The organism is Amycolatopsis sp. NPDC039088 (assembly GCF_055598845.1).
This window is the reverse complement of the sequence record NZ_JBVKAE010000003.1, coordinates 48,438-72,889: the sequence shown is the minus strand read 5'-3', so window position 1 is coordinate 72,889 and position 24,452 is coordinate 48,438. Positions and strand designations below refer to the sequence as shown.

Genomic DNA, 24,452 nt, shown 5'->3' with positions numbered 1-24,452 from the left:
GCTGCCGCTCCGGTCGCCGGACGCATGGATACAGGGAAATCCCATCGGCGGATCAACCGCGACAGGTCACTGAGCGATCCTCACACCGAGCATCGCTGAGACGCAGGGTTTCGCGTCGGAGGGCCGACACGCTAGAGTGTCGTCCGTCGGATCCTGTAAATGACTCTGTCCGGGCCATTTGTGTATGGGTACGACAGGCGGCCCCCGTGCTCACGCTCGGGGGCCGCCCCCATTTCGGAATCAGAACATGTGGCCCACGTCGGACATTCGGGTTGTGGTTGTTGTCCGTTTTGCGATGGCACACCTAGGATTTAGGTGTGCCCGCACGGTGGGTACAAGGCCCGGACAGCCTTCATAACCACGCTTTTGTTGCTACCTCTGCATTGTCACGCTTGCTCCATCGTGCCTGCACTACGGCCCGCGTGATCGCTGCAGGGTGTTCATTGCGTGGTCGTGGGGGTCCTCGTAACCCATACACAGAACAGGACCCGAACACTATGAATTGCACTGACAGCACGGCAATCGCCGATCTAGCAACCGTGTTCATCGATATAGAGGGGCAAACAGGTACTCCCCGTTTCCAGGCGTACTTGCGTGACCCGCAGGGCATCGGCGAGCACATCGAGCCGCTGTTCCCCAAAGCTATCGCCGAGCAGGTCGTGGCGTGGACGAACGGGATCGCCGAGAACGACGACGAATCCCCGATCTGCGAGTGGACGCCTGAGGGCTACGTCCTCGTGTTCATGCCGGAGAAGCCGTACGAGCCCTCCGCGGTCATCCAGCCCGACGACGACGGCATGTACGCGTTCGGCCTCGGCTGGGCGTGGCAGGTTGAGGAGGTCGTCGAGTGAACGAACTCCATGGCCTCGTCCTCACCCCGGACGGCGAACTCGAAGAGAAGCAGTTCCCCATGTCGGGGAACGGCTTGCTGAAAGCTCTGCACGCGACAATCAACTGCAACGCCATCGAGGCCGTTCACCTCGGCCACAGTGGGCACCACGCCTCGATGTACCTGGACGAGGAAGGGAAGCTCGTGCAGCTCCCCATGCCCAACGAGTACGCCACCGTCGTCGTGGGCGGCTTCAACCACGGCGTGACCGAGATCTACTACGGAACCGTAGTGTTTCTCGGCGCTCCCGACAGCGGGGGCGCCGACACGTCTCTCTCCGCGCCTGCGGGCATGTACATCCGTTCTCTCGTAACCGAGATCAAACGTCGCGACGTCAACGTTCGTGACCTTCGTGGATGGCGGTGGATCTGATGCCGGAGAAGTCCAATGTGGTCGCCCCCGAGCTGTTCGCGTTCGAAAGCGGCACGATGAGCCTGACCGGGGCCGTTCACGACCGTGGCGATGGCCTGTGCACGGTTCGCGGCAGGTTCGAAGACGCGGCGACGGTCAACGACCAGGGATTCGAGATCCGTTCCGTGCCCCGGCAACAGCTCGCTGACCTGTTCCGTTCGTTCGCCGACAACATCGCGCCCGTCCAGCATGGCTCGTACAACTTTTGGTGCGACCAGCACGTGGCCGATCTGGAGGGCGAGCCCGTCTTCGTCTTCGCCGAGGACAGCGCGACGTGGACGGTCACCCTGGACCGCATGAAATGCCTCCACTCCAACGAAAAACAGCAGTGCCGTCCCGCCTGGTGCATGGGCTCTGTCGCACTGGACAGGGGCGACCGATGAGCCAGGTCTCGACTCCTGCCGATTCCTGCGAGATCGAATCCCACTTCTGGGATACGAAACGACCATGTGGCAAGGAGGCCGTCTACTTCGTGACGTACTTCAACAACGGCGACGGAGGACGGCACAGCTGCCGGTCACACCTGCACTCCGCCATTGTCGAGGTACTCGGTGATCCCGCGAAGAGCAAGCGTGTGAACGCCACGGTGACCAGGCTCCACAAACGGTCCTGACCCGTTCCGCGTGGATTCCGCCGTCTGCCTCTCTCTGGAGAGGCAGACGCGCGGTGTCCACAGGGGACTGTGGACGGCCCGGACAGGTCACGAAAGGAATCAGCACATGCACCATGCATTACCACCCGCGCTAGCCGCGCGGCCCTATGACCCACAACGGAAGTTGCCCATCCCGTGGGTGAACGAGCACGATCGAGGTGACGGGTCTGTGGATGTGGACTTCGCCATCGTCAGCGGCGCGCGGGCGGTCGAGTGTGCTCAAGACGGCTTGTGTGGCCTCTGCGCGAACGAACTCGACCCCGAGGTCGCTTTCCTCGGAGGCCCGCAGGCGACTGAACTGCGTACCTTCGGCGATCCACCCATGCACGAGGGCTGCGCGATCGCAGCGTTGCCGCTCTGCCCGCATCTCGCGACCAAGCGGCATAACCGACCGCCTCGCGCAAGCCAGGATCGGGAAGTCTTGTACGGCCCCAAATTCTGGACCGACCGCAAGCCGGATCGATGGTTCCTCGGCATCACCCGCGACTTCCGGCTCCTCCAGATCAGCGGCTACCCGGTTTTCCTGGCGTTCCCGTTCGATCGCCTCCGTGTCTTCGGATACGACGAGCAGGGCCATCTAACTGAGCAGTGGCCGGAAAAGGCCACCCAGGAAGGCACAGCATGAACGAGGCTCAGCGATCGATCGGTGAGGTCCGCATGGCGGACGCGGACCCAGCTGTCATCAAGGATCAGCTTGGTGCCGCTCTGCGCGCCGAGATCTCCGCCCGCAACCTCATCGGCATGGAGGACGGGCTGATGTTCCTCTTCGGCCCCTCCAGCACTAAGTTCCGCAAAATCATCATCAAGCTGAACGGGAAAGACCTCTACGAAGTCGAAGTCGGCTACGTCTCGCGGAGCACCTGGCAGTGGACGGTAATAGCGCAAGAGTCCGATGTCCACGTCGAAGATCTGCGCGACTGCGTCCGGAGGCTCGCTGCGGAAGGAATGGACGCGTGACCGCCCAGGCCGGTCACGGAGGACCGCTGGAGCCCAACCCCATCATGACCACGCTCCGGCTAGCGGACCTGCCGCTGATCGAGGACTGCATCACGGGCTTGGCCGACCACGAGTTGAAGGTCCTGGCGGCCATCTTGGACAACGTGGTGGTTCGGGTCCGAGCCGAGCAGGACGCTCGACGGCGAGGCCGGTCCGGTCATGGTCTCGCGCGCCTCGGCGCCCGAACCTCGTGCGTGTTCTGCCGAGGGGTGTTCGTGGTCGACGTCCTACCCGGTCACCTCCTGCTCAACCACGGCCGTGAGCTGCGGAGGTGGTGGACCATCCAAGCCGTCTAAGCGAGGCCGACCTCATGAAGGAACCCCCGGTGCCGAGGTATGGCGCCGGGGGTTCCTGCTGTCGCAAGAGCCGCTTAGGCCGGTGCTACCCGCTCGGCGAGGTTAGCGGCGACCTCGTCGATCGGGATCTGGCGCTGTTCGCCGGATTCCATGTCTCGCACGGTCACGGTCTTGGCGTCCTGTTCGTCCGGACCGTAGAGCAGGACCCAGCGGGCGTACTGGTCGTTGGCCCATTTCATCTGCTTCGCGAGCTTGCCCGACGAGCCCAGGTAGACACCCGTCCGTAGTCCGCGGGCGCGGAGCTGCCCGGCGAGGCGCACGATCTCCTCTTCCGCGCCGAGGACAGTCAGCGCGACGTCGAGTCCTCGTTCGGCCGGCGCTTCGGCTTCCTGGATCGCGAGGATGCGTTCCAGGCCGATCGAGCCTCCGCAGGCGGGCATGTCCGGGCCGCCGAGCTTGGCGACCAGCTGGTCATAGCGGCCACCCGAGGCGATCGATCCGGGGAAGCCTTCGGCGGAGACTTCCCAGATGGGGCCGGTGTAGTAGTCCAGCCCGCGCACCATGCGCGGGGTGAACCGGACCCGGCCCGCCGGAAGGTCGGCGGTGAGGGCGAGCAGGCGGTCTACTTCGGCTAGACCGGCCCGGCCGCGCTCGGTCGTGGCCAGCCGTGCCCGGACCAGCTCGCCGCCTGGTGCGGTCACGTCAGCGACCAGGCCCTCGGCGACGGTCGCGGAGAGGTCCCGGTCGACCAGCTCGGCGACCACGGCCTCCGGGGTGGCTTTGTCCAGCTTGTCCAGTGACCCGAGCACCTGGGTGCCCTGGTCGTCCGGGATGCCGTAGGCCTCCAGCAGCCCGGCCAGGGCCAGCCGGGAGTTGAGCTGGAACGTGAAGGACTCGACGCCGAGCGCCTCGAGTCCGGCGTTTATCGCCCACACGATCTCGGCATCGGCCAGAGGGGACGCCGAGCCGAAGCAGTCGATATCGCACTGGACGAACTCCCGGAATCGCCCGCGGGCCGCCCGGTCCGCTCGCCACACGTTGTCGATGACGTACCGCTTGAACGGGAACGACAGGCGGCTTCCGTGGGTGACCACGGCGCGGACGGCCGGGACGGTGTGGTCGTAGCGCAGCGCGAAGTCCGCTTCGCCGGTCGCCGCTTTCGCTCCCCGCTTCAAGATCTTGAAGATCAGCGAAGTGGCTTCTTCGCCGAGTTTCCCGGCGAAGACCTCCAGCCGCTCGAAGACGGGCGTGGTCAGGGGCTCGAAGCCGTGATGCTCGAAGATCGTGCTCACCGTGTCGAACGCGGCCTTGCGTCGGCGAACCTCGTCGCCGACGAAATCGCGGGTTCCTGATGGTGGCTCGACCTTCGCCATGAACCGTCCCTCTTACGTATTGGTGGGTTGGGTGGCCATTCTGGCCGAACACCCGACCCGGTGACGGGACCGGCCCCCAGGGCCGGACACGCAAGGGGCGCGCGTCCACGCTCTGAGGGCCGGTTTCCCCGCGCCCCGTCAGGCAGCTTCTTTCCAGTCGGCGAAGTACTCGCGTAGCAGGCCGAGGACCTGGTCCTCGGTGTCGAGGTCGCTCATGCCGGTCCGCATCAGCGGCGTGCCCTCGATCGGGGTCAGCGGTGCCCAGCCGTCGGCCTCGTTCATGAGCCTGGACACGCCCTTGAGCAGGGACAACGACAGCTGCGGCTGGATCGCGTCCAAGGCGTGTGCCAGGACGTAGATCGCCGAGCGCTGCGGGGTCGTGGAGTCCACCCGCTCCTTGTAGTTGCTCGCGCTGTAGCGCGGATAGCAGGCGTCCAGCAGGTGTTTCGGGATCTCCCACAGCGGGAACAAGCAGTCCACCGTCCCCATCCGCCGGACCGGGTATGGGAGCGGTGACCTGCCGTTGAGCAGGCAGAACAGCAGCTCGGCCGTCAGGTCCTCCCGGTTGTAGCCGACCGCCAGGTTGCGGATCTCTCGGTCCTGGCACAGGCGGCGCCCGACGAGGTTCACGAAGAACGTGCCGAAGAAGTGAACCGTGTCCGGGCCGAAGTCCCGCCGGAACCGGTCCCACAGCGCTTGCGGGCTCTTCGTCATGCCGAGCAGATCGGCCATGTCCTGGGCGTAGAGGACCACGTGCTCGAACCCGGCGTCCTCGCACAGCTCACGGGCACGATCGACCGCGGACTCCGGCCACAAAGGCTCCATCGCCAACGTGAAGCAGACGACGTTGCTCGCGGCCTTCTTGAGCCCCTTGACCAGTGTGTTGCTATCCCCGCCACCGGAGATCCCCGCCAGGATCGTGCCCTGGACCTCGTGCTGTTCCAGGAAGCGCTCGATCCGGACGGCAACCATCTCCCGCAACGTGTGCTCGTCGACCAGGTGAGCCCGCGCGACCGGGTCGTGAGACCCCACGTCGAGGTCCGGCACGGCCGCCACCGGCCTATCGTCACGCGCGACAAGGTCGACAGTCGGCGCCCGGAGTGTGGTGATATCGGTGTTTCTGATACACCGCAGAACGATCTCGCGATCCGCCGGCACTTCGGCCAGAACCGTCGTCATCGGTACTGCTTGAAGCTCGCCTACCTCATCGGCCACATAGGCCTGGAACAGCCCCGGCGGCATCTGGTTCGCCAGCAGCATGTCTGCGAACGACAGCTCATCCGGTGTTCTGAGGGACCGCGAGCCAGCAGTGAACTGCATGCTGACACGTCCCCAATCCGTCGTCATCAGAAGTACGCCTCCCAGCTCGCGGCCCAGCTGCCCTACAGGTGCGCGGTCAACGCGACCGGCGTCAGGAACTCCTCCAGACGCGGAGGCGTCATCCGATCCAGACCACAACGATCCGGCACCGGCTCGGCCACCAGCGCCGCCAACGCAGCCGCATCCAGCTGCTCGACCGACTCGACTGCCTCCACCAACGGGACACCAACGGACAAAGGCATCTCAGCCCTCCAATGCACTCTCAGGGAAGAATCTCGAACTTGATCCAACGTAGCGACACGATCACCACGTGTTAACGGGAAGGAACTGTTACGAAAACCGCAGTAGACCTGGGCGGCTTCGAGGACTGCCAGCTCGAAGCTCGCGACCAAGGCGGCTCAGCCACCGGCCCCGGACTGATGCGCTGTACCGTTGCAACTACGGACCTGCGACTCGAACACTGAGAGTGAGCAGATATGGAAACGCTGGGTAGCACAATCGGAGAGCGCATCCGCAACCTGCGGGAAGGCTGGATGTCTCAGCAGGAGCTGGCGACAGCTGCAGGGGTAAGCGTCGATTTGATCCGCAAGCTGGAGCAAGGACAGCGCCATGCCGCCCAGATCGGCAACCTTCATCGGATCGCCCGTGCGCTTGATCGCGACGTGGCGGATCTTCTCGGCCGTGAGGCGTTTCCAAAAGCAGGTGATGACGCAGGAGTCCTAGCTCTGCGCAGGGCGGTAACGGACATTAGCGACCTGCTGGGAACATTCGAGGGCGAGCCTGTTCCAGTGGGCGATGCCGCGCGGACAGCGAAGTATTTATGGGGCTCGTACTGGTCCGGAAAATACGATGTACTCACGAGTCTCATCCCAGTCGCGTTGACTGATTTGCAGGCCACATTGCACGATGCCAATGAAGCAAATCGCTCGAAGGTGGCGGATGCACTCGCACGCACATTCTGGGTAGCTGCGTGCACATTGGCTCATCTACATCAGCCCGACGCCGCTTTTATCGCTGGTCGACGGTCGATTGAATTTTCCGACAGTGCTGGCGACGAACTTTTGACAGCAACGCTGCGCGGCTCGATTTCATGGCAGCTTCTTGTTTCAGGTAGGTACAAGGATGCCGTGAACCTTGCCACGAAGACAGCGGAATCTATTGAGCCTGTAGGAAAAGTGACGGCTCCTCATCTGTCTACTTATGGATCCCTGATTACCACCGCAGCCACGGCGGCAGCGCGTAACGGGCGAACTGTAGGCGCTAGTGATCTTCTCGCCGAGGCCAGTGAAATAGCTCGGCGAATTGGCCACGATAGGGACGACTATCAAACGGCGTTCGGCCCCTCGCAAGTTGCTATGCAAACCGTGGACGTCCACGTCGTCACCGAGGACTACGGTGCCGCATTGCGCGCAGCGAAGCAGATGCCGCAGAATCCCGGCTTGCCACTGGCAGCCCAGGCTCGGCACCTGACTGACCGCGCTCTTGCACATGTGCGAATGGGACATGGGAACAAAGCACTTCAAATCTTGCTGGCCACCGAGGATATGGCACCGGACTGGATGCAGCACCAAAGTCTTGCCAAGCAGGTGACCCGAGAACTGCTCGCAAGGGAAGCGCGAAAGTCAAATAGGCTTCGCGGCCTTGCAATGCGAATTGGTGTAGGTCGGGAACTCCCTCTCGGCTAGATATTCACGCGGATGGGGGTAGGACACTGTGTCCTACCCCCATCCGTGTAGTAGGACACGGCGTCCTACCCTGACCGAGCTGGGGATTCTTAGGTTGGGTTGGTGATTGATCTTCAAACACCAACCTTCGTGCTCGTGGTCATGGCCGCTGCGGTCTCTGTGCCACTAATCTGCGCTGCGTATAGCTGGGTTCGACGTCGCGTCCAGCTCCGAGCGCCAAGCAGTAGACCTCGCATTCCGATTACTGGGAATTCTTCTTCGCAAGGCAGCGCTGGCGGTGCGGGGGCGGCGATGATCTCCAGTGCTCCCAGGCGGGTCGTCCCGGTTGCACGTCGAGCTCCTCAGCATGGCCTCGGACGGGATCGCCGATGACTGCCGCACCGGTATCTCCGTTCGCGCCAATTTGGGAATCGCCCGAGTTTGAACACCTGGCTGCCCTAGTGTCTCGTGGTTGGCTATTCGAGCCTTCGTTCGATGATGAAGGTCGTCTTGATCGTGTCCTGGGGGCCTACACCTGGATCCTCGAAGGTGCCGTCGATGCGATCCGGATAAAGGGGCCGGACGACTCGGGGGCGCTGCGTTGCGACCATGCTAACGGCTTGCTGTGGGAGCGAGAAGGCTCCCTTGCGTACGTACTCGAAGAACTGCTCGACCTTCCTGCCCCGAGTAGCCCACATGCGCCGAAGCTCGTTCTGGCTTCCGCTCCGCGGTTGTGGACTCCGTGATGGGATGGCGGAGGCGTCGTCAATCACGGCGAAGGGTGGCGATCGGGCTTGCTCGAACTGCCCTAGCTGACCTTCCGCGCGCATACCGGTATAGCACCGATGAGGAGCATCGCCAGCTGATCGCGATCCGAACCTCAATACGCAAGGCGCTTCGCGTGACCCGGCGGCGATCGGCGGCAGGCCGCCTACTTCACGAAGCGGACAGATGGGTGTCGCACTGGTTGAGCCTGGTCGAGGAAGGGTATCCAAAGGCGCCTCCAGCCCACATGGCAGGAATGTATCGACAGATGGTGGAGCGTCTTCTGTCCTTATCGGACCGGCTAGCCGCAAAGGGTGGCGGAGTAGCTGGCCAGGACCAGCAAGGTTTTCCGCCCGAGTACGGATCAAGCTAACGAGAGAAATAAGACCTGGCTCGTCCGCCATGCCCCCCGAGCGGTCGAGGCAGCGCCCCGCCCGTTCCCTTAAGCCATCAGGTGGACGGGCGGGGCATCCATTACCTATGGCGGAGAAACTAGCCTATGCCATCTAAGGTCAATACTCTTGACTGGGCCCTTGATAACCTTCCGATAAACGAAGTTCGTCGACATCATATCTATGGCCCGCTGCTGCGTCACCGAATTGCAAGCGAGTACAACGAGAAGCCTGACACAAGTGAGATTGCTCTCGCCGCGAAGTACAAAGTTTCTCAATCTTGGGTTCAAAGGGTAATCAGTGAGTCTGATGTCCAGTCTCGTCCTCCAGGGGCTAGGCGCGACCCTAGGCCATACACTGACGAGAAGCTGCGAGAAGAGTATGAGAAAGAGAAACTGTCGGCGCGAAGTATCTCGGAGAAGTACTCGATAGCAATAAATGTTGTCTATCGCGATATCACGCGCCTACGAATTGATTTGCGCAGTGTGAATGAGCAAGCCAGGTGGGATCGGAAACGTGGCGTGGGACGTGGATATTCGGCGCTTCGAGCAGGCGGCAACAAGTGTGCCGAGTCATCTCCAAGGTGCTGAAAGCAACGGCGTCCATGCGCGAGGCGGAGCCGAGCTACGCCGTGGCGTTGAGGGTTGGGGGGCGATGGATTGGTTTCAGTCTTCAACTGAGCGAACGGTGCTGTTTTGGCCAGTCGGGCGTACGCCAGAGCCGGACGAGAGCTACTTGTACCCGCTTCCCGGCACTAAACGATTGCATAAATGGATGCTCGACCAACAATGGCCAGTCGAAGACCTCGACGGTCCGCCTACAACCGAGGCTCTGCGGCACAAGAGTGCCAGGGAACGACCATTCATCTATCCGGGGCCAGCTGCGCTCGGCCCGGCTGACAGCGGGATCATCGTGAGTTCATCGAGGAAGAGTCGTAGAACGTCCACTCTGGTCAGTCGCCGTCTGGCATGGGCGGACAAGCACCTGCACAGCGTGCCGATCGCCGCTATTGCGCGTGCGGACAACGTCAGCTATGGCGACGTGCGCGATGCGCTGGACGCACTCGGGGTCCTGAATAGCCAGACCGAGGAGGGAGGCAGCCGGTGACGACCGATCTTGAACTTCACGATGGAGTATCCGGTCCAAGTGCGGAGCCTAAGCCGAAAGAGGGCAACATCAGAGGGGCCTTCGCCGAGGCGTGGTTCGACCTGGAGCTATCGATCGCCGAGATCAAGGATTTGTTTGGCTTCGGCGACAAGAACATGTACCGGCATGTCTTCGTGTACGGCCTTCCGAAGAGGCCACTCTTGCAACCAGCTGGGAAGCGGAAGCTCCATCAGCTGCTCTGCGAGGATGAGAAGACCGTACAGGAGATCGCGGAAGTACTGGGGCACAAGACGATTGCGGTTATGCGAGCTCTGAATTTCCATGGTCTTCTGCCTGAAGGCGATCGAGGCGAGAGCGACGGCGAGGCGCTGCCTGATTCGATAGCCGCTTTCTCCGACGGGGCCATGACTGTAGAGCAGGCTCTCGGCCGAGAGCTGCGGGATTTGAGGAAGCGCCGGGGGTGGACTCGGAAGATGCTCCTTGCCCACATGGATTCCGACCTGTCGCTGCAAACTCTCGCTACATATGAGCTGGGTACTCGGAAGTGCTCCGTGACGCGACTATTCGAGCTATGCCTAGCTTTGGACGCCCGGCCCGCCGATGTGATCGCGGCTGTTCAGCGTCGCGTACTTGTAGACGATCCGTGGCGGATCTCCCTAGATCTCCGAGAGGTCGTCGCCGACTCGCGGCCGGAGCTAACTCCGCTGCGTCGCTGGGCCGAAAACCTCCTCAGTCAGAAGCACGCTCTCACGCATTTCGTGCTGGAGGGACCGGCTTTGCCTCAGCTAGCCGACCTATGCGGAATACCGGTGGATGACCTCGGAACGATTCTACGAACGATGTCCGCTCGCCCTGCCATGTAGGCAATCCTGTGCTGGTGGACCAGTCATCCTCTGGCCCACCTCGGTGACGTCCCGGCTTCCTCTTCTCGCTCTCGCCGGGACGTCACCACCCCGGACGTGAACCCGACAAGGAACGTTGTGTGTCTCAAGTGGCTAGTCCCGTCCTACGCACCCGCTTCGCACGGCCATGCGTGGTCTCGGGATGAACTCGCCGGCATCTCGACGGCGCTGTGCGGTTTCGAGTGCCACGAGCGGCATCTTGAATCCTTCCGCCACAGGCGACTCTGTCAGCGCTGCGTCGTCGCTGCCCGCGGGGCCGAGTACGGCGACCCCCTTGTCCAGCGGGCTGGGCACGCCTTCCAGATCGCCGCAGTTCTCCTCGTCCTACTTCTCATCGCCACCGTCACCATCCTGACACTGAGCTAGGAACCCGAATGCAGAAGAAGAACAGCAGGTCAGCAATATGGGAGGCCGCACAGTTCGCCGTCGGGCGCGGCTGGCCCGTCACGCCCGCCACCTTCCCCGACCCGGCTATCCCCGACCATGTCGACCGTGGCTTCTGCAAGTGGTCAGGATTCCCAGCGGCCACACGCCTTCAACCTGTGCTCGCGACCTGGTGGCGAAAGCCATTGTGGACGCCGGACGACGTCGACGCGTGCTGGTCGAAAACGCCCTTCGGGACCCTGCTCGTCTGCGGCCACGGAGTCGACGCTCTCGACCTCCCGACCGAGGTCTTCGACCACCTCAACGCGAACATTCCGGAGACCTTGCGGACCTATCCCGCCATCGCACTGCCTCGCGAACGACGAATCGTCCTGACCTCGGGCACCACTGCCGCCCTACATGACGTGATGCTGCCACCAGAATGCCGATGGCTGGCGGGCGCGCGGTGGGTTCCACTTCCTCCGACACTCGTCTCCTCGTCCGTGTCGGCGACGTGGACGAACCCGCCGGATGGGCAGCTGAGACTTCCCGAACCTGACGTCCTCGTCCAGGCGATCGTCGCGAACTACAAGCGAGGACAACTCATGCCGAAGCGTGATCCAGGCACCGCGAAGGCCAGGGCTTAACCACGGCACTCTGGCCTCGTGTTTTGGGTGGACACAGCAGAATGCCCCCTCGCTGCCACCTGGTCCAGGTGGCAGCGAGGGGGCTGAGCGTCCTACATCATCGATACTAAGTGGAAGGCGTTTCATCGTGGCTAGACCAATTCCGGACTACCAGTTCGTGCTCATGGCGGCGGCGCTCGCTTCGCCGCAGCGGCTACGGGTGTTGGACATGCTGCGAAACCTCGACAAGCTGCCAGCCGCAGACAGCGAGATCAGCGAGCACGGCATCAATCAGAGTGGCTTGGTCCGCCTCTGCCCAGATATCCCTGTTGCGGCCTCGGTACGACACCTGAACATACTTACCGCCGCAGGGTTGATCATCAGGACTAGTGCCCCCCACTTCGGACGTCGGCGAACTTTCTACCGGCGCAACGACGATGCAATTGCCGCGTTCGCTTACACGACGGCACATCGCCTTTCTTGGGTGGGTTAGCGCTTCTTGGTGAGGGTTTCGACGCAGAGGCCGTACGGGAACTCGGACTTGACGAAGACGGTGAACTGGTCCACGCCGGAAGGCGCTTCGATAGCGGGGCGGGCGGCGTCGTGGGCGACGTTGGTCCAGGTCTTGTCGACCGGGTATCCGGCTTTGGTGCCGCTGGAGATGGCCATGAGCCGGACAGATTCGGCCGGGCCGATGGCTGTCTTGAACGACAGCCAGGCGCGTTCCACGATGGTGCTGACGGACCCGACGGGGATCGGGAGGACGTGGCAGCGCTCGCGGAGTTTGCCGTTGGCGTCGCGGCCGGTGCCGTCGAAGGTGTATGGGATGGCGGGCATGTCGTCCTCCTCGGACAGTGACGGGCTGGTGGTGTCGAGCCGGAGCGCGGCGAGGTCGTCTGTCCAGTTCAGATCGACGTCGCCGGTGATGCCGGCGATCCGGCCGACGCTGGTGTACTGGTGCAGGTCGACGCGTCCCCGGTAGTGGGTGATGGCGTTGTGGCGGCCGTTGTTCGGCCCGTACTCCGCGCACCAGGTGCGGTCCCATGGGTACGGCCAGGTGTCCGGTTTCAGGGACGCGAGCCACGACCCGGAGGCGTAGAGGACGACGACCGGGTACGCCTCGCGCACGGTTTCCAGGAACCGCCTGGCGAAACCCGCGCGGGCGGCGAGCGGGATTTCGCCGGACTCGAGGTCCAGCGCGGGCGCGAGCTGCCCGCCGAGGCGCCGGTACTGGGCGAGGAAGGTTCGGGCCTGGGCTACGGGGTCTCCGGCCTGGGCGAAGTGGTAGCCGCCGTGTGGGATGCCGTGGTTGCGGCAGCCGGTCACGTAGGTGTCGGCTGGGACCTGGGCGCCGCCGGTCCCGTCGCTGTATTTGATGTAGGCGCCGGAGACCGCGCCGGAGAGGGCTTTCCAGTCGGTGACGCGGTTCCAGCGCTGGTAGAGGTCGACCAGGAGGGGCACGGTCTCACTTCCCTGGGTTGGCGCAGTCGCGCGGGGCGTAGGCGGTGCTGATGTAGCGGCGGAACTGCTGGATCTGCTGTGCCCGCTCGGGTGTCTGGTTCTCCGGGTTCTTGGTGACCTGGTCCAGGACGTAGGCCCACAGGGACACCGACACCGCGCGGGCGGCGTTCCCGGCCTCGCACGAGGAGAGCTGCGCTCTCCGGTTCTGCTCGGCCAGTGAGGTGGCCTGGGCCGCTTCGACGGCGACCACCGCGACGACGACCGAGAGGACGACGTCGAGGAGCAGGGACACGGCGAGGCCGACGATCCAGGCCCGGTCGCGTTTGCTGCGCTGGTTCAGGGCTGCGATGTCGGTGCGGAGCGCGGCCATGCCGTCTTCGAGGCTGGCGGCGGCGCGCAGGGTTTCGCGGAGATTGGGGTCAGGCGTCGTCATCGGGGTATGCCTCTCGCAGCATGGTCGACATTCGGTTCACCACGGCGTCCAGCTCCTCCAGGATCAGATCGGCTCGTGTGGCCAGCTCGATCACGTCGCTGTCCTGAGTGGCCGGTCGACGTGCTTCACGCCGGCGGCCTGTCCACGGGATCTTCATCGGCCTTCTCCTTCGGAGCTGGCGGACAGGAGCTTGCGGGCCATCTCGTCCATGACCTCGTGCAGCTCGTCGAGGAGGTCGGCGGCGCGACTGGTCAGGACGTCGACGTCGTCGGCGCTGTACTCAGGTTGTGTGTCGCCGCGGGCTTCGGGCGGCGGATCGGGCTGGGGGCGCCGGAAGATGTTCAACGTGCTCTCCCGTCCTGGCGATCTCGTGCAGCAGGGGCACCATCTGCTGGAGTTGCTGGATCTCTTGCAAGATCGGCATCAGCGCTTTGGTGGTGGTGATGAAGTCGCTGACCACGGGAAGAAGGCGGTCCTGGAGGACTTGGGCCATGGCGTCCCGCTGGGCCTCGGCACGGTCCTTCTCCGCTATGGCTCTCTGCTTTTCCTCGGTCAGCCGGTCGACGCTCGGGCGGGTCCAGAGCCAGCCGGTGAGCAGGGAGACGACGAGCAGACCGAGGACGCCGAAGTTCAGGTAGGTGGTCGGGTCGAACTGCGCCTGCGCCAGGGATTCCGCGTGCGCGGTCATGGGCTACGACGCCGGGATCGGCGGGGCGCCCGCGATGGTGTCCCAGACCGAATTGACCGTGTACTGGATATCGGAGTCGCTGGAGGCGAGCGTGATCACGGGGTTGGTCGCCACGGCCCACGCGAACCGGCTGCCGTAGTCGAGGGGGTTGGCGAAGACGTTGGTCGCCAGCGCGCGGCGGAGCTGGGTCCTGTTGGGGAAGTTCTGGTCTTCGGCTTCGCTGCCGACGGCTACGGCGGCGATGGATACGGCCGCGAGGACCCTGCGGGTGAAGGCGGGGAACGCGGCGATTTCGGCGCTGTCGGCGAGGGTGGAGGCCATGCTAGTTCGTCCTTCCTATGCGGTTTTCCCGAGCACCAGCCAGGCGCCGGGCACGGTGGCGTCGATGTGCACGACGTCCCCGGCGGTCGGGGTGTAGCTGGCGAGGCGGGGAAGTTCGAGTGATCCGCCTTGGACGGACACGATGACCCGGTTACCGGACATTCCCGTGACGGTGCCGACCTTCCGGCGGGCGGTCAGCGCCTCGTCCACGAGGCGGGCGACGGCGTCGGCGATGTTCACCGCCTGGTCCTCCTCGGTCAGGTCTCGGCGGGCAGCTCGTCCGAGCGGGTGGCGATGGACTGGGTGCCGTCCGGGGTGAGCGGGATGGAGAGTTTGTCGATGATGTGGCGGGTTTCGCCGGTCTCCGGGTCGAGCAGCAATAGGACGTCCCCGGCGTCGAGGGCTGGGTTCACCAGGGCTTCGATCTCGACCTGCGCGCCGAGGCCGCGTGTGCGGGCGAGCAGGGCGTCCGCTGTGGCCTGGCATTGCGCCGTGGTGGTCAGCAGTTCCGAGGTGTAGAAGCGGTTCTTCTTCCCGAACGGCCCGCCGTAGTAGGCGGGGCTCGTGGTATCGGTCGCGGTGGCGTAGACCGCGGGCACACCGTCGGTGCGCTGCCCGGACGCGACGACGCGGTTGTAGACCTGCTCGCGTCCGCGTTTGTCCTTGGCGGTGAGCAGGCTTCCCCGGTTCCCGGTCCGGATTGTCCAGACGGGGCTTCGGGACAGTGTCGGTTGTGGCCGGATGACCAGGCGCCCGAGCGGGTCGAAGCACGGCTCGGACGCGAGGAAATCGGCCAGTTTCTCGACGGCGTCCCAGCGCTCGCGTTCGATGACGATGACCGAGGCGACCGCGCCGGACCCGGTCTCGTCGACGACGTCCAGCGGGCCGAGGGTGGCCTTGACCAGGCGCGCGATCTCGCTGGCGGCCGGGGCGTTGGCGATGGTCTGCGCGGGCACGTCGAGCCGGTCTTCGGCAACCCGCTGGGACGGGTCCGCGACCTTGACGGTGATGTCGCCAGAGCCGGTCGCGGGCCTGGTGCGGGAGGTCTCGTCCAGGTGGCCGGTCAGGAGCGGGATCCACTCGGTGGCGCCGCTGGGCAGGACGATGCCGTAGTCCACCTGGCACGTCGAGCCGTACGGGGCGAGCAGGTCCGTCGGCGAACGCGGCCACAAGCGCGGATCGGCCTGGAGGCTGGCGGTGCGGCGGACCTTGCTGGTGGCGTCCACCTCGACCGAGCCACCGGAGATCGGCAGGGTCAGCACCCCGTAGGACGGGCTGGACACAATGGCCCGAGCCTGCATGGAATGCGACTGCGCGAGAGCGATCCGGGCCTGGGTGGACAGCGGCCACATCGGCGCCCACCTCCTCCTCAGACGGCGAGTTCGCTGGGTGATTCGACCTCGTGGAACGGCGCGGTGAGGATGCGGGTCTGCTGGTAGGCGCGGCGGTTCCCGGCGTCCTCGGTGAGGTCGCCGAGCGCGAGCCACATCCCCGCGCCGTACCCGAACTCGGCAGGGGTGCGCAGATACACGGGCTGGAGGTCGGCGAACAGGTCCAGCAGGTGGTCGCGTTCGCGGAAGGACAGGGCGCCGATCGTGAGGTCGCCGGTCGCGGCGCGGCGTTGCGCCGAGGACACGATGATCGGGTGGGTCGCTCCGACCGGATAGAAGATCCCGCGCGCGGCCTCGCGGGTACGGGATGGGACCGAGCCCACGTGGACGGTGACCGGCTTACCGGGCCGGGACGGGTGTGTGAGCCAGGTCCGGCCCAGGCTGAGCAGGGTCGCGCTCTGGCTGGTCATCGTGCCGCCGGTGGGCGCGGGGTTGACCAGCCGGTACCGGATCGGGACGTCGAGAGGACATTCGGCGTCGTCCAGCACGAGCAGCGGAGCCACTGTGGACTCCGACAGGCCGGCGGATCCGACCCACGTTCCGCCGTAGACCGAGCCGTCGAAAAATACCCCCGCCGTCCTTTGTGTCTCGACGGTGATCCCGTCGAGCCCGAGGACCGCGCCCGCGGGCAATCCGTCCGCGAGGACTTTCATCGTCGGCGTGACCGCTCCCGCTGGCGGGGCGAGCGTGACGACGTGGCGGGCGAACTGTCCGATCGAGACATTGACCTGGTCGGCGGTGAGGTCCGCGCTCGCCGGGGGAAGCGCCACGCCCCCGGCGGTCGTCCAGATCACCTGGATGGTGACCGACGCCGGACGGTGCGAGATCCGCAGGTCCAGGCCGATCGTCACCTCAGGCCCGTACGGGACCGAGGTGGGCACGGTGACCCCGGCGGCCCCCGCCTCGGCGATGGTGGCGGTCAGGTACGACCCTCCTCGAGGAGCGGCCGGGCCGGTGACCCGCGCCAGGACCGGGTTCCCGGCGTCGGGGACGTAGCCGTGCAACCCGACCTCGACCGAGGGGTTGGTGGCGTAGTTGTACCGGGTCGGTTCGGCCACGGTGATCGGGTTCCCGCCGCGTACCGGCCACAGTGTCCCGTCGGGGTGCTGGCGGATGAGCTGCACGACCGAGGCGTTCGGCCACCACGCCGTCACCCGCATCACGCCGTCCTGTGGGACGGGCAGGATCGAGATCCCGCCGCCGGGATACGGGAGCGGGAACACGCTCCCGGCCCAAGCGCGGGACGCGTAGGCGGGCATCGGGTTCGAGGCGTAGGTCCACTTCGCCGTGCCGCCGGGAATCGGCGGCGGGAGTTCCTGTTCCCCTGGCAGGGAACCGGCCTCCGGGCCGACGCCCGAGGCGAACGGATTGCAGGCGTAGCCGCCCCGTGCCCACGACATGACCAGCCCCCGTCCCGTCAGGCCCGGCTGCCTCGGGCGATCGCGGTACCGGTGGCCTGGTCGTGCTGCTCGATCCGGCCGTCCACGAACACGGTCAGGCCGTCGTCGGAGATGGACAGCTCGCCGGTCAGCCGCACGGGTTCGGTGTTGCCGGAGAGAGCGCCGATGACGTTCTTCGCCGTGTCGTGCGGAAGGACCAGCTCCGGTTTCCCGGTGCCGTTGTAGACCGGGGTGAAACCGGGCTGGAGCCAGCCGCCCTGGTCGTACCAGTGGTGCGCCTCCCAGAAGCCTTTCGCGCCGAGCGGGGAGCCGTAGCGGCTGGAGATGTACCGCAGTCCCCATTCCGCCTGCCCGGCGGCGGTCGGTTCGACCGGGCCGTGCACGCTCTCCATCTTCTGGAACAACCCGCGTGCGCTCGACCTCGGGTTCGCCGCTGCCGGATTCCAGCTGGACTCGTGCCCGATCAGCCAGTCCAGGGCGTTCCATTGTGGCCCGGTGCCCCAGCCGTAGCGGCTGGCGACGGCGCGGACGGCGGCGACCACATCGGCCGATCCACCCGCTGTGGTGGTGGCGAGAAGGTCGGAGATCTGGTCGACGGCGAACCTCTTCGCTCCGTCCGCCGCGTGCCTCGTCACGCCTTGGCCGTGGTGGGTGGCGATGTTGCCGGGGAAGACGCGTCCGGCGTCCTCGATCAGGCGGTAGGTGTCGGCGAACGCGCCGTCGACGAGGGCGGCCGGGTCGAACCCGGACCCGCCGGACACGAACTGTCCGCCGAGTTCGGCGATGTGGAAGTGCATCGGGAACTGGCGGTGGTCTGCCCCGGCCGAGGGCGGCCCGAACGCGACATAACCATGGGACCCGCCGGACTCGGCGTTGATGCCCGCGACGGTCCCGGCGGTGTGACCGGGGTTTCCGTGGGTGACGCCGATCGCGAACGTGCCGTCGATCCCCGGGACGAACCCGGGTGGCGGGCTGCCCGCGCTGACACCGCCGGTCGACCATTCCCGCCGCGCGTACGGCTTCTGGTCCAGGGCTGCGCGTTTGAGCATGGCCTGCCAGCCTGAGCAGTCCGTCCCCTCTGTCGAGGAGCCGCCCCACACGTAGGGGCGCCCGCTCATCGACCGGCCGAATTGGACGACGCGGGCGATTGCGGCGTCCATCGCGGAGCCGGTGTCCGCGACGACCCCACCGGCCCGGTAGCCCGGTACCACCTGTGCCCGGCGCAGGTCGTCCCCGAGCAGTCCTTCCAGGCCGGGGAAGTTCCCGTGGAGGGCGGCCAGGTGAGCGGCCCGGATGTTCCCGACACCCCAGGTCCGCACGACTTCCTTGGGCAGGACGTATTCGCCGGGGGTGAGCATTGCCGGGATTTTGTCGGTGTTCCCTGCGCCCGGAACCGGTCCACCGGAGGCGAACCCGATGGGTACGGGACCGATCGCCTTTCCAAGGGAGAAGTCCGAGTTCAGCTTGTTCCAGGCAGCGACGAGCCCAGAGTTCAAGGGCCACTGCAGAATCCAGCGAACTGGGTTTGCGGCGTGTCCCTGCATCTCCGCGAACCGATCCCGCACCCACCCGGCGGTGAACGCGACGGCGTTCCTCAATGCGGCGAGGCCGTTCCCGAGGGCGGTGAAGGCGCCGTTCTGCGCGGTCGCCGAGGCCCAGACGACCGCGGAGATCCCCGCCCACGATGCGGACAGATCGGCTTGGAGGCGGAGTTGCCGGGCGGTGATCTCGCCTGCGCGCAGGACACTGTGGCCGGTGATCGCTGTCCACATTGCGACCGAGGTTGCTCGCAGGGCAAGCAGACTTGCCGCAGCGATTGCGTGTGCCTGCGGCAGCAGCAGCGAAGTGTGCCGCTCCAGCTCGGCCAGTGCCGGCAGAAGCACCGTCGTGACTGTCTGCGCGAGCATCGTCGAGGCGGCGGTGAGCGCTTCGGTAGCCACAGTGGACGCGGCCGGGTCGGCGGCAGTGGCAGCCGTCGCTACGGCTGTACCCGCGGTGACGGTGCCGACGATTCCCCCGGTGGCGAACCGTCCAATCAGGCCACCCCTCGAATATGAGGCGCGTCCCTGCATGGCGGCGGCGTTCGCGGCGAGGATGGCGGCCGGTCCGATCGCGCGCACCAGCTCGGGCACGAGCACGGCCTCACCCGGCGACAGGAGCGCGGGCACGGTGTCCCGCCCTGGCGCGTAGCCGGGCAGGACCCCGCCGCGCGCGAGCCGCAGTTCCGGCAGCTCGTCCACGCCGGGGATCAGCGCGGCGGCCGAGTTGTAGACCTTGCGTAAGCCGTTGTTCCAGATGACGTCGATCACGAACTGGACCGGGGTCTTGATGAACCCGGCAATCGTGTCGAACACGCGCTTCGTGGTGTCGGCCAGCAGCTCGAAACCGCGCTTCGCGTCGGCGAGCCGATCAGCGAACCAGCCGAAGACCGGCTTGATCACGTGGTCGTAGACCCACGAGAGAGTGCCGGAAATCGCGTCGAACGCGGGCTTGAAGGCTTTCGCGTAGAGCCACGAGGCCGCGTCGCCGACCAGGCGGAACGCGAGCACCCAGCCGTCGAAGGCCGGTTTCAGGAGCGTTCCCCAGAGCCAGCCGAAGAAATCGCCCAGCGCCCGGAAGGTCGGGCCGAGGGCGTTGACCCACAACCAGGTCGCGACGTCGGCGACCAGCCGGAAGACGGAGACCCACGCGTCGAAGTACGGGCGCAGCAGCGTGTTCCACAGCCAGCCGAAGAAGCTGCCGAGCGCGGAGAAGGTCGGCTCCAGCACGGTCGACCACAGCCAGGTCGCCACGGCGGCGAGCGCCTGGAACGCCAGGACTGTCGGTCCGACCAGGACGGTCAGCAGGATCGGCGCGAGGAAAGCGGCGGCCTTGCCGATGAAGCCGAAGACCGGTTCGAGGATGTTGGACCACAGCCAGCCCGCGATCTGGCCGAGGAACCGCAGCGCGGCAACGATTCCGTCGAAGGCGGGACGCAGGACGTTCTGCCAGGCCCACAGGGCGGCGGTCTTGATCGCGTCCCACAGGCCGATCCAGAAATCGCGGAATCCGGCCGAGTGGTTCCACAGGTACATGAACCCGGCGACGAGCGCGACGACCGCGGTGATGATCAGCCCGATGACGTTCGCGCGCATCGCGGCGTTCAATCCGTGCTGCGCCGTGGTCAGCGCTTGGACGACGCTGACCACAGTGGACGCGAACATCATCGCCCGCATCGCCAGGGACCAGGCGCGCATGGCGAGGACACCCGCGCCGAAGGCTGCCAGCAGCGGCCCGAGCGCGGGTGCGAGGAACTGAATTCCTGACACCAGAAGGGGAATCAGGTCAGCGGCGAGATAGGCGGCGTCGACCAGCAGCGGTGCTAGCGCGATCGCCACAGCGGAGAAGGCGGCGGCCAGGGGCGGCAGGGTCGGGCCGAGGACGGTCACGCCCTGGGCAAGGGCACCCAGCACGGCGTGCAGCCCAGGCGAGAGACCGAGGACCACGTCGTGCACGGTGGTGAAGAACGCGATCAGCGCTCCCGCGCCCTCAGGTGTTTTCAGGAACGTGGCCAGCTCGCCGGATAGGTAGCCGAGGGTGTCCAGAAAGGACCCGCCCGAGGTGTTCGCGGCCCCGAAGACGGACCCGAGGATGGAGCCGATGTTGCCCGCGACGGCGGCGATATCGCCGAGCAGCGACAGGCCGTTGACCATGATCTGCTGGAGTTGCCCGGTTTCTCGCAGGCGCGCGATCATGTCGCTGAACGCGCGGGTGGCCTCGGCCGCGCCGCCGGTGAGGTTCGGGAGCAGCTGCGCGCCCACGGCCGAGATGTCGCGCAGCGCGGGCAGCAGGTTCACTGCCGCGAGACCGAGTTCCCGCATGGCGATGCCGGAGTCGCCGAGCATCACGTTCACGTCATCGACGGTGCGGGCCTGCCGGGTGAACGCGATCGCTTGCAGCGCGGCAGTGTTGTACCCGGCGGCCAGGAACGTCAGCTGCCGGTTGGCCACGGGAAGGTACTGGTTCGCCAGCGGGCGCAGTTCGGCCGAGACGTTCTCGAAGAGGCGTTGCTGGACCGCGTCCTGCATGGCGGAGAACTGGGGTTTCAAGGCCGCCATCTCCCGCACCAGCGCGGCGGCTGAGGGTGCCATGCCGGACAGGGCTTCGTTGAGTTTCTTGGCGTCACCTTCGGCCACGGCCTTCATCGCGTCGCCCATGCCCTGGACGCCGAGCACGAGCGTGCCGACGGCCGCCGCCCCGGCGAACGCGGCGCCGGGCAGGACGAGCGCGGCACCGGAGGCGGTGGCGATCGCGCTGGCCATGCCGCCGATCCCGAGCGCGGCGTGGCCGAGCAGGGACACCGCAGCGGCGGCGCTGTAGGCCCCGGCGCCGAACCCGATCATCGACTTGTGCGCACGGCGCAGGTTGACGTCATCGACCTTGCCCAGGGCGGAGCCGAACTTGTCCATCGTGGCCGACGCGTCGTCACCGGAGAGCCGCATGGACTCGGTGGCTTCGGTGGCGTTGCGCTGTGCCCGCTCGTAGTCGCCGGTTACGGCGGTGACCCGCTCCTGCACGCGCGAGTGGTTGCGCTGGGCGGTGGCGAGGCGTTCCTCGGCGGCGGCCACTTGGGACGCCCGAGTCCCGCTCTTCGCGCGGACCTCGGCGAGCTGCTGCTCGGCGACCCGGACGCGCCCGGCCGAGTCGGCTTCCTTGTCGCGGGCGGCCTTGAGCTGGTCACCGATCTTCTTGACCTCGGCCTCGGCGGCGGCCATGCCGTCGGTCAGGTTCTTGCCGGCAGTTCGCCCGGCCTTCGCCGAAGCGCTATCGAGTTCCTTCGACAGCTGATCGCCCGCGCGCTTGCCCGCGCCACTGGCCTCTTTGGCCAGCATGGTTCCCCAGCGCCGCGCCGAGGGAAGGACCTCGACCCAGTACACCTCGCCGGACTCGGCCACTGTGGACACCTCCCCGCGGGTGTCTCAGCCAGTGGCGGCGGACCGATCGGGTTTGAAGGTGTCGAGGTAGGCGATGACGTCTTCGGCGCTGCGTCCGGCGCGGTCACCGATCCGGCCTTTGCGCTCGTCGCCGGGGCGGGGCACGGGTTTCGGCCGATGCAGGCCCTTCATCTGAGCGCCGCGCCCGGTCACGAAGGTGCCTTCGGCGACCCGGTCTGCGATGACCGCGAGGAGGTATTCGACGTCGGACCACGCGTGCCCGTGCACCGTGCGATGGAACGCGGAGTCGGGTGGGAGATGTTCGATCAGGACCCGGAGATGGCGCAGGGTGATGTCCCCGCGCCAGAACTCCGCGATCGGGTTACGGGGCGCGTAGGTCGCGCAGAGCGCGGCCTCTATCGCTTCCGGCGCTTCGGCGAGGAGGTCCGCCGCCGTGTAGGGCGCCCGTCCTCCTGTTCCTGCCGCATCGTCTGCATGTAGGAGTTGATGGCCAGGATGACGTATCCGGCCCGGCCGCCCTCCTTCACGAACGTCTTGTACTGGTCGGAACCGAGGTAGTACTCGGCTACCTCGACGTCGGTGTCCAGATCGAGCAGGCCGTCTTTCCAGTCGTCGTCGGCGGTGATCGGGTCCATGCAGACCCAGTCCTTGCCCTTGAACACGAACTTGAAGGTGTCGGCGGATCCGGTGGCTTCCTCGCGCTGGGCGAGGATCGCGTCCATATCGATTGTGGACACTCGGGTTCTCCATCCGGTGAGCGTTGGTGAGCAAGAGAAAGGGGGCCGATGTGGACCGCTCACCAGTTGTCCACATCGGCCCCCGCTAGAGACCGGTCACGACGGCGTGGGAAGTTCCCAGCCTTCCTTGAAGACCCGCAGGGCGGAGTAGCCGTCAGAGCCGGGGTAGGCGGTGATCGTGACCTCGTAGCCGATCAACGTGTCGGACTTGTAGGTGAGTTCGCCGCGCTCGGTCACCTCGGCCATGGGTAGGAAGACCCGGCGGTGGTAGGCGCCGTCGATGACGTCGATCCCGAAGCACCGCAGGTCCCGCTTCGGCTTTCCCTTGTCCATGAAGGAAACCACCGCGTCCGGGCCGGTTCCGGTCTGCGTCATGTCTTCCTGACCGACCCGGTAGTACAGGCTGATGGTGTCGAACTTGCTCTCCCAGAGCGTGGCCTGATAGGTCTGGGTCGCTTTCGTGATCTCCGAGCGGATCGGAGTCGCGCTCTGCCACGGCACGAACTCCTCCTTGTCCTCATCGACGCCCTCGACGATGCCGTCATCGCTGATGTAGCCGAGGTCGCGCATCGCGGGCGCCCACGGTCCGAGGGTGGTCGCGCTCGGCGCCGTCGTGCCCACGGCACCGACATAGAGCGCTCCGGTCACACCCAGACGCGCGAGGGTGCTGTTCAATGCCACGGGTTTCTCCCTTGTGCTCGCGGAGTCCCCTGGTGAGCGAAGAGAGCGGGGGCGGTTCTTGGCGGGCTAGTCGGCCCGGAGCGTGAGTTCGACGGTCAGCCCGCATCGGCGGACCGCCGTGTTGTAGTCGGGGCGCCACGCCGGACCGGCTGGTTCGGCCACAGCGGCGACGTGGCCCCACGGGCTGCCCTGTCCGGTCAGGTCGTGCAGGTGCCCGGCCACTGTGGACGCGAGGTCGAATGCGGCGGCTCGGGACGTGGCGAACACGTCGAGGTCCACGCGGGGCCGCCACAGCAACGGGTGCCGGTGGTTCCACGGGCGCGTGTCCTTCGGTCCCGGCAGGGCGGTGACCTGGACTACCGGGAGGTGCCGTTCGAACTCGGCGGGCAGCTCGGCGACGACGCGGGTTCCGTCGAGGCGCCCGGCGAGCCAGCTCACGACCAGGGCCTCGACGTCGCTCACTTCTCGCCGATGGCCTTGGGCGCGGGCTTGCGTACAACGTCACTCGGGGCGGCCTCGTCGTCTGCGTAGCGGGCGCGGCCTTCAGCGACCATGGTCACGGCCTGGTCGTCGTCCACGGTCACGGTCTTGCCGACCTGGGTGTGGTCGGGGTGGAACGCGATGATCACTCGGGCCACGGTGGTCTCCTT

At 66.1% G+C, this 24,452-nt stretch carries 28 protein-coding genes; 11 read left to right on the top strand and 17 right to left on the bottom strand.

Translation table 11 applies throughout. The features are described 5' to 3' along the window. The first annotated feature begins 590 nt into the window (after positions 1–590). From ACZ7KI_RS05270 to ACZ7KI_RS05240, 7 genes are all read left to right on the top strand, one after another. Positions 591–851, top strand: coding sequence for a hypothetical protein (locus ACZ7KI_RS05270; RefSeq protein ID WP_470271948.1), 261 nt, complete (start codon positions 591–593; stop codon positions 849–851). Further along, positions 848–1,261, top strand: coding sequence for a DUF3846 domain-containing protein (locus ACZ7KI_RS05265; RefSeq protein WP_470271947.1), 414 nt, complete (start codon positions 848–850; stop codon positions 1,259–1,261). Before ACZ7KI_RS05270 ends, ACZ7KI_RS05265 begins: the two co-directional genes overlap by 4 nt. After that, the gene (locus ACZ7KI_RS05260; RefSeq protein ID WP_470271946.1) at positions 1,246–1,683 is read left to right on the top strand and encodes a hypothetical protein; all 438 of its coding nucleotides are present in this window, start codon (positions 1,246–1,248) and stop codon (positions 1,681–1,683) included. Before ACZ7KI_RS05265 ends, ACZ7KI_RS05260 begins: the two co-directional genes overlap by 16 nt. After that, the gene (locus tag ACZ7KI_RS05255) at positions 1,680–1,913 is read left to right on the top strand and encodes a hypothetical protein (protein ID WP_470271945.1); all 234 of its coding nucleotides are present in this window, start codon (positions 1,680–1,682) and stop codon (positions 1,911–1,913) included. Before ACZ7KI_RS05260 ends, ACZ7KI_RS05255 begins: the two co-directional genes overlap by 4 nt. A 208-nt stretch (positions 1,914–2,121) precedes the next feature. Continuing rightward, entirely contained in the window at positions 2,122–2,577 is a 456-nt protein-coding gene (locus ACZ7KI_RS05250; RefSeq protein ID WP_470271944.1) for a hypothetical protein, read from the top strand. Further along, positions 2,574–2,909: a hypothetical protein gene (locus tag ACZ7KI_RS05245; protein ID WP_470271943.1), complete on the top strand. Its 336-nt coding sequence runs from the start codon at positions 2,574–2,576 to the stop codon at positions 2,907–2,909. Before ACZ7KI_RS05250 ends, ACZ7KI_RS05245 begins: the two co-directional genes overlap by 4 nt. Beyond that, entirely contained in the window at positions 2,906–3,244 is a 339-nt protein-coding gene (locus tag ACZ7KI_RS05240; protein ID WP_470271942.1) for a hypothetical protein, read from the top strand. Before ACZ7KI_RS05245 ends, ACZ7KI_RS05240 begins: the two co-directional genes overlap by 4 nt. 74 nt (positions 3,245–3,318) lie before the next feature. On the opposite strand, the gene hisS is transcribed toward ACZ7KI_RS05240, so the two are convergent. The 3 genes from hisS to ACZ7KI_RS05225 form a co-directional block, all read right to left on the bottom strand. Next, the gene (gene hisS, locus ACZ7KI_RS05235; protein WP_470271941.1) at positions 3,319–4,617 is read right to left on the bottom strand and encodes a histidine--tRNA ligase; all 1,299 of its coding nucleotides are present in this window, start codon (positions 4,615–4,617) and stop codon (positions 3,319–3,321) included. A 138-nt stretch (positions 4,618–4,755) separates the two neighbouring features. Further along, a complete protein-coding gene (locus ACZ7KI_RS05230; RefSeq protein ID WP_470271940.1) occupies positions 4,756–5,937 on the bottom strand; it encodes a tRNA lysidine(34) synthetase in 1,182 nt (393 codons plus the stop codon). A 62-nt stretch (positions 5,938–5,999) separates the two neighbouring features. Next, positions 6,000–6,179 (bottom strand): hypothetical protein, encoded by a 180-nt coding sequence (locus tag ACZ7KI_RS05225; RefSeq protein WP_470271939.1) that lies wholly within the window; start codon positions 6,177–6,179, stop codon positions 6,000–6,002. A 234-nt stretch (positions 6,180–6,413) separates the two neighbouring features. Here ACZ7KI_RS05225 and ACZ7KI_RS05220 point away from each other — a divergent pair, with 234 nt between their 5' ends. From ACZ7KI_RS05220 to ACZ7KI_RS05205, 4 genes are all read left to right on the top strand, one after another. Further along, positions 6,414–7,622 (top strand): helix-turn-helix domain-containing protein, encoded by a 1,209-nt coding sequence (locus ACZ7KI_RS05220; RefSeq protein ID WP_470271938.1) that lies wholly within the window; start codon positions 6,414–6,416, stop codon positions 7,620–7,622. A 1,652-nt stretch (positions 7,623–9,274) separates the two neighbouring features. Then, positions 9,275–9,865 (top strand): hypothetical protein, encoded by a 591-nt coding sequence (locus tag ACZ7KI_RS05215; RefSeq protein WP_470271937.1) that lies wholly within the window; start codon positions 9,275–9,277, stop codon positions 9,863–9,865. Then, positions 9,862–10,728, top strand: a complete 867-nt coding sequence (locus ACZ7KI_RS05210; protein ID WP_470271936.1) for a helix-turn-helix domain-containing protein — start codon at positions 9,862–9,864, stop codon at positions 10,726–10,728. Before ACZ7KI_RS05215 ends, ACZ7KI_RS05210 begins: the two co-directional genes overlap by 4 nt. A 413-nt stretch (positions 10,729–11,141) precedes the next feature. Further along, positions 11,142–11,777 carry a bifunctional DNA primase/polymerase gene (locus ACZ7KI_RS05205; RefSeq protein WP_470271935.1) on the top strand — a complete coding sequence of 212 codons (636 nt, stop codon included), beginning with the start codon at positions 11,142–11,144 and terminating at the stop codon, positions 11,775–11,777. Positions 11,778–12,245: 468 nt separating this feature from the next. Here the strand turns inward: ACZ7KI_RS05205 and ACZ7KI_RS05200 are convergent, their stop codons facing one another. The 14 genes from ACZ7KI_RS05200 to ACZ7KI_RS05135 all read right to left on the bottom strand — a co-directional run bounded on the left by ACZ7KI_RS05200 (position 12,246) and on the right by ACZ7KI_RS05135 (position 24,440). After that, positions 12,246–13,217, bottom strand: coding sequence for a glycoside hydrolase family 25 protein (locus ACZ7KI_RS05200; RefSeq protein ID WP_470271934.1), 972 nt, complete (start codon positions 13,215–13,217; stop codon positions 12,246–12,248). 4 nt (positions 13,218–13,221) lie between these two features. Then, the gene (locus ACZ7KI_RS05195; protein ID WP_470271933.1) at positions 13,222–13,650 is read right to left on the bottom strand and encodes a hypothetical protein; all 429 of its coding nucleotides are present in this window, start codon (positions 13,648–13,650) and stop codon (positions 13,222–13,224) included. Next, positions 13,637–13,807 (bottom strand): hypothetical protein, encoded by a 171-nt coding sequence (locus ACZ7KI_RS05190; protein WP_470271932.1) that lies wholly within the window; start codon positions 13,805–13,807, stop codon positions 13,637–13,639. The genes ACZ7KI_RS05195 and ACZ7KI_RS05190 overlap by 14 nt, the downstream gene beginning before the upstream one ends. A gap of 123 nt (positions 13,808–13,930) precedes the next feature. Continuing rightward, positions 13,931–14,338 carry a hypothetical protein gene (locus ACZ7KI_RS05185; RefSeq protein ID WP_470271931.1) on the bottom strand — a complete coding sequence of 136 codons (408 nt, stop codon included), beginning with the start codon at positions 14,336–14,338 and terminating at the stop codon, positions 13,931–13,933. A gap of 3 nt (positions 14,339–14,341) precedes the next feature. After that, entirely contained in the window at positions 14,342–14,659 is a 318-nt protein-coding gene (locus ACZ7KI_RS05180) for a hypothetical protein (protein WP_470271930.1), read from the bottom strand. 15 nt (positions 14,660–14,674) lie between these two features. Beyond that, positions 14,675–14,899, bottom strand: coding sequence for a hypothetical protein (locus ACZ7KI_RS05175; protein WP_410662007.1), 225 nt, complete (start codon positions 14,897–14,899; stop codon positions 14,675–14,677). A gap of 17 nt (positions 14,900–14,916) precedes the next feature. Next, the gene (locus ACZ7KI_RS05170; RefSeq protein ID WP_470271929.1) at positions 14,917–16,011 is read right to left on the bottom strand and encodes a DUF5047 domain-containing protein; all 1,095 of its coding nucleotides are present in this window, start codon (positions 16,009–16,011) and stop codon (positions 14,917–14,919) included. 17 nt (positions 16,012–16,028) lie between these two features. Then, complete coding sequence (locus ACZ7KI_RS05165; protein ID WP_470271928.1) at positions 16,029–17,450, bottom strand: hypothetical protein; 1,422 nt, start codon at positions 17,448–17,450, stop codon at positions 16,029–16,031. Between the two features lie 17 nt (positions 17,451–17,467). Then, on the bottom strand, positions 17,468–22,384 hold the full coding sequence (locus tag ACZ7KI_RS05160; protein WP_470271927.1) for an aggregation-promoting factor C-terminal-like domain-containing protein: 4,917 nt from the start codon (positions 22,382–22,384) through the stop codon (positions 17,468–17,470). Between the two features lie 24 nt (positions 22,385–22,408). Continuing rightward, on the bottom strand, positions 22,409–22,651 hold the full coding sequence (locus ACZ7KI_RS05155; RefSeq protein ID WP_470271926.1) for a hypothetical protein: 243 nt from the start codon (positions 22,649–22,651) through the stop codon (positions 22,409–22,411). Between the two features lie 128 nt (positions 22,652–22,779). Beyond that, on the bottom strand, positions 22,780–23,121 hold the full coding sequence (locus ACZ7KI_RS05150; RefSeq protein WP_470271925.1) for a hypothetical protein: 342 nt from the start codon (positions 23,119–23,121) through the stop codon (positions 22,780–22,782). 96 nt (positions 23,122–23,217) lie between these two features. Further along, complete coding sequence (locus ACZ7KI_RS05145) at positions 23,218–23,802, bottom strand: phage tail tube protein (RefSeq protein WP_470271924.1); 585 nt, start codon at positions 23,800–23,802, stop codon at positions 23,218–23,220. Positions 23,803–23,868: 66 nt separating this feature from the next. Continuing rightward, on the bottom strand, positions 23,869–24,264 hold the full coding sequence (locus ACZ7KI_RS05140; RefSeq protein ID WP_470271923.1) for a hypothetical protein: 396 nt from the start codon (positions 24,262–24,264) through the stop codon (positions 23,869–23,871). Further along, positions 24,261–24,440, bottom strand: coding sequence for a hypothetical protein (locus ACZ7KI_RS05135; RefSeq protein WP_470271922.1), 180 nt, complete (start codon positions 24,438–24,440; stop codon positions 24,261–24,263). Before ACZ7KI_RS05135 ends, ACZ7KI_RS05140 begins: the two co-directional genes overlap by 4 nt. Positions 24,441–24,452 lie beyond the last annotated feature (12 nt).

Bases quoted from the DNA above. Each gene is read 5' to 3' on its own strand.
- ACZ7KI_RS05260 (WP_470271946.1), top strand. From the start codon at position 1,246: ATGGCGGTGGATCTGATGCCGGAGAAGTCCAATGTGGTCGCCCCCGAG.
- ACZ7KI_RS05190 (WP_470271932.1), bottom strand. From the start codon at position 13,807: ATGAAGATCCCGTGGACAGGCCGCCGGCGTGAAGCACGTCGACCGGCC.
- ACZ7KI_RS05165 (WP_470271928.1), bottom strand. From the start codon at position 17,450: ATGTCGTGGGCACGGGGCGGCTACGCCTGCAATCCGTTCGCCTCGGGC.
- ACZ7KI_RS05225 (WP_470271939.1), bottom strand. From the start codon at position 6,179: ATGCCTTTGTCCGTTGGTGTCCCGTTGGTGGAGGCAGTCGAGTCGGTC.
- ACZ7KI_RS05205 (WP_470271935.1), top strand. From the start codon at position 11,142: ATGCAGAAGAAGAACAGCAGGTCAGCAATATGGGAGGCCGCACAGTTC.
- ACZ7KI_RS05195 (WP_470271933.1), bottom strand. From the start codon at position 13,650: ATGACGACGCCTGACCCCAATCTCCGCGAAACCCTGCGCGCCGCCGCC.
- ACZ7KI_RS05185 (WP_470271931.1), bottom strand. From the start codon at position 14,338: ATGACCGCGCACGCGGAATCCCTGGCGCAGGCGCAGTTCGACCCGACC.
- ACZ7KI_RS05245 (WP_470271943.1), top strand. From the start codon at position 2,574: ATGAACGAGGCTCAGCGATCGATCGGTGAGGTCCGCATGGCGGACGCG.
- ACZ7KI_RS05220 (WP_470271938.1), top strand. From the start codon at position 6,414: ATGGAAACGCTGGGTAGCACAATCGGAGAGCGCATCCGCAACCTGCGG.
- ACZ7KI_RS05180 (WP_470271930.1), bottom strand. From the start codon at position 14,659: ATGGCCTCCACCCTCGCCGACAGCGCCGAAATCGCCGCGTTCCCCGCC.
- ACZ7KI_RS05230 (WP_470271940.1), bottom strand. From the start codon at position 5,937: ATGCAGTTCACTGCTGGCTCGCGGTCCCTCAGAACACCGGATGAGCTG.
- ACZ7KI_RS05170 (WP_470271929.1), bottom strand. From the start codon at position 16,011: ATGTGGCCGCTGTCCACCCAGGCCCGGATCGCTCTCGCGCAGTCGCAT.
- hisS (WP_470271941.1), bottom strand. From the start codon at position 4,617: ATGGCGAAGGTCGAGCCACCATCAGGAACCCGCGATTTCGTCGGCGAC.
- ACZ7KI_RS05255 (WP_470271945.1), top strand. From the start codon at position 1,680: ATGAGCCAGGTCTCGACTCCTGCCGATTCCTGCGAGATCGAATCCCAC.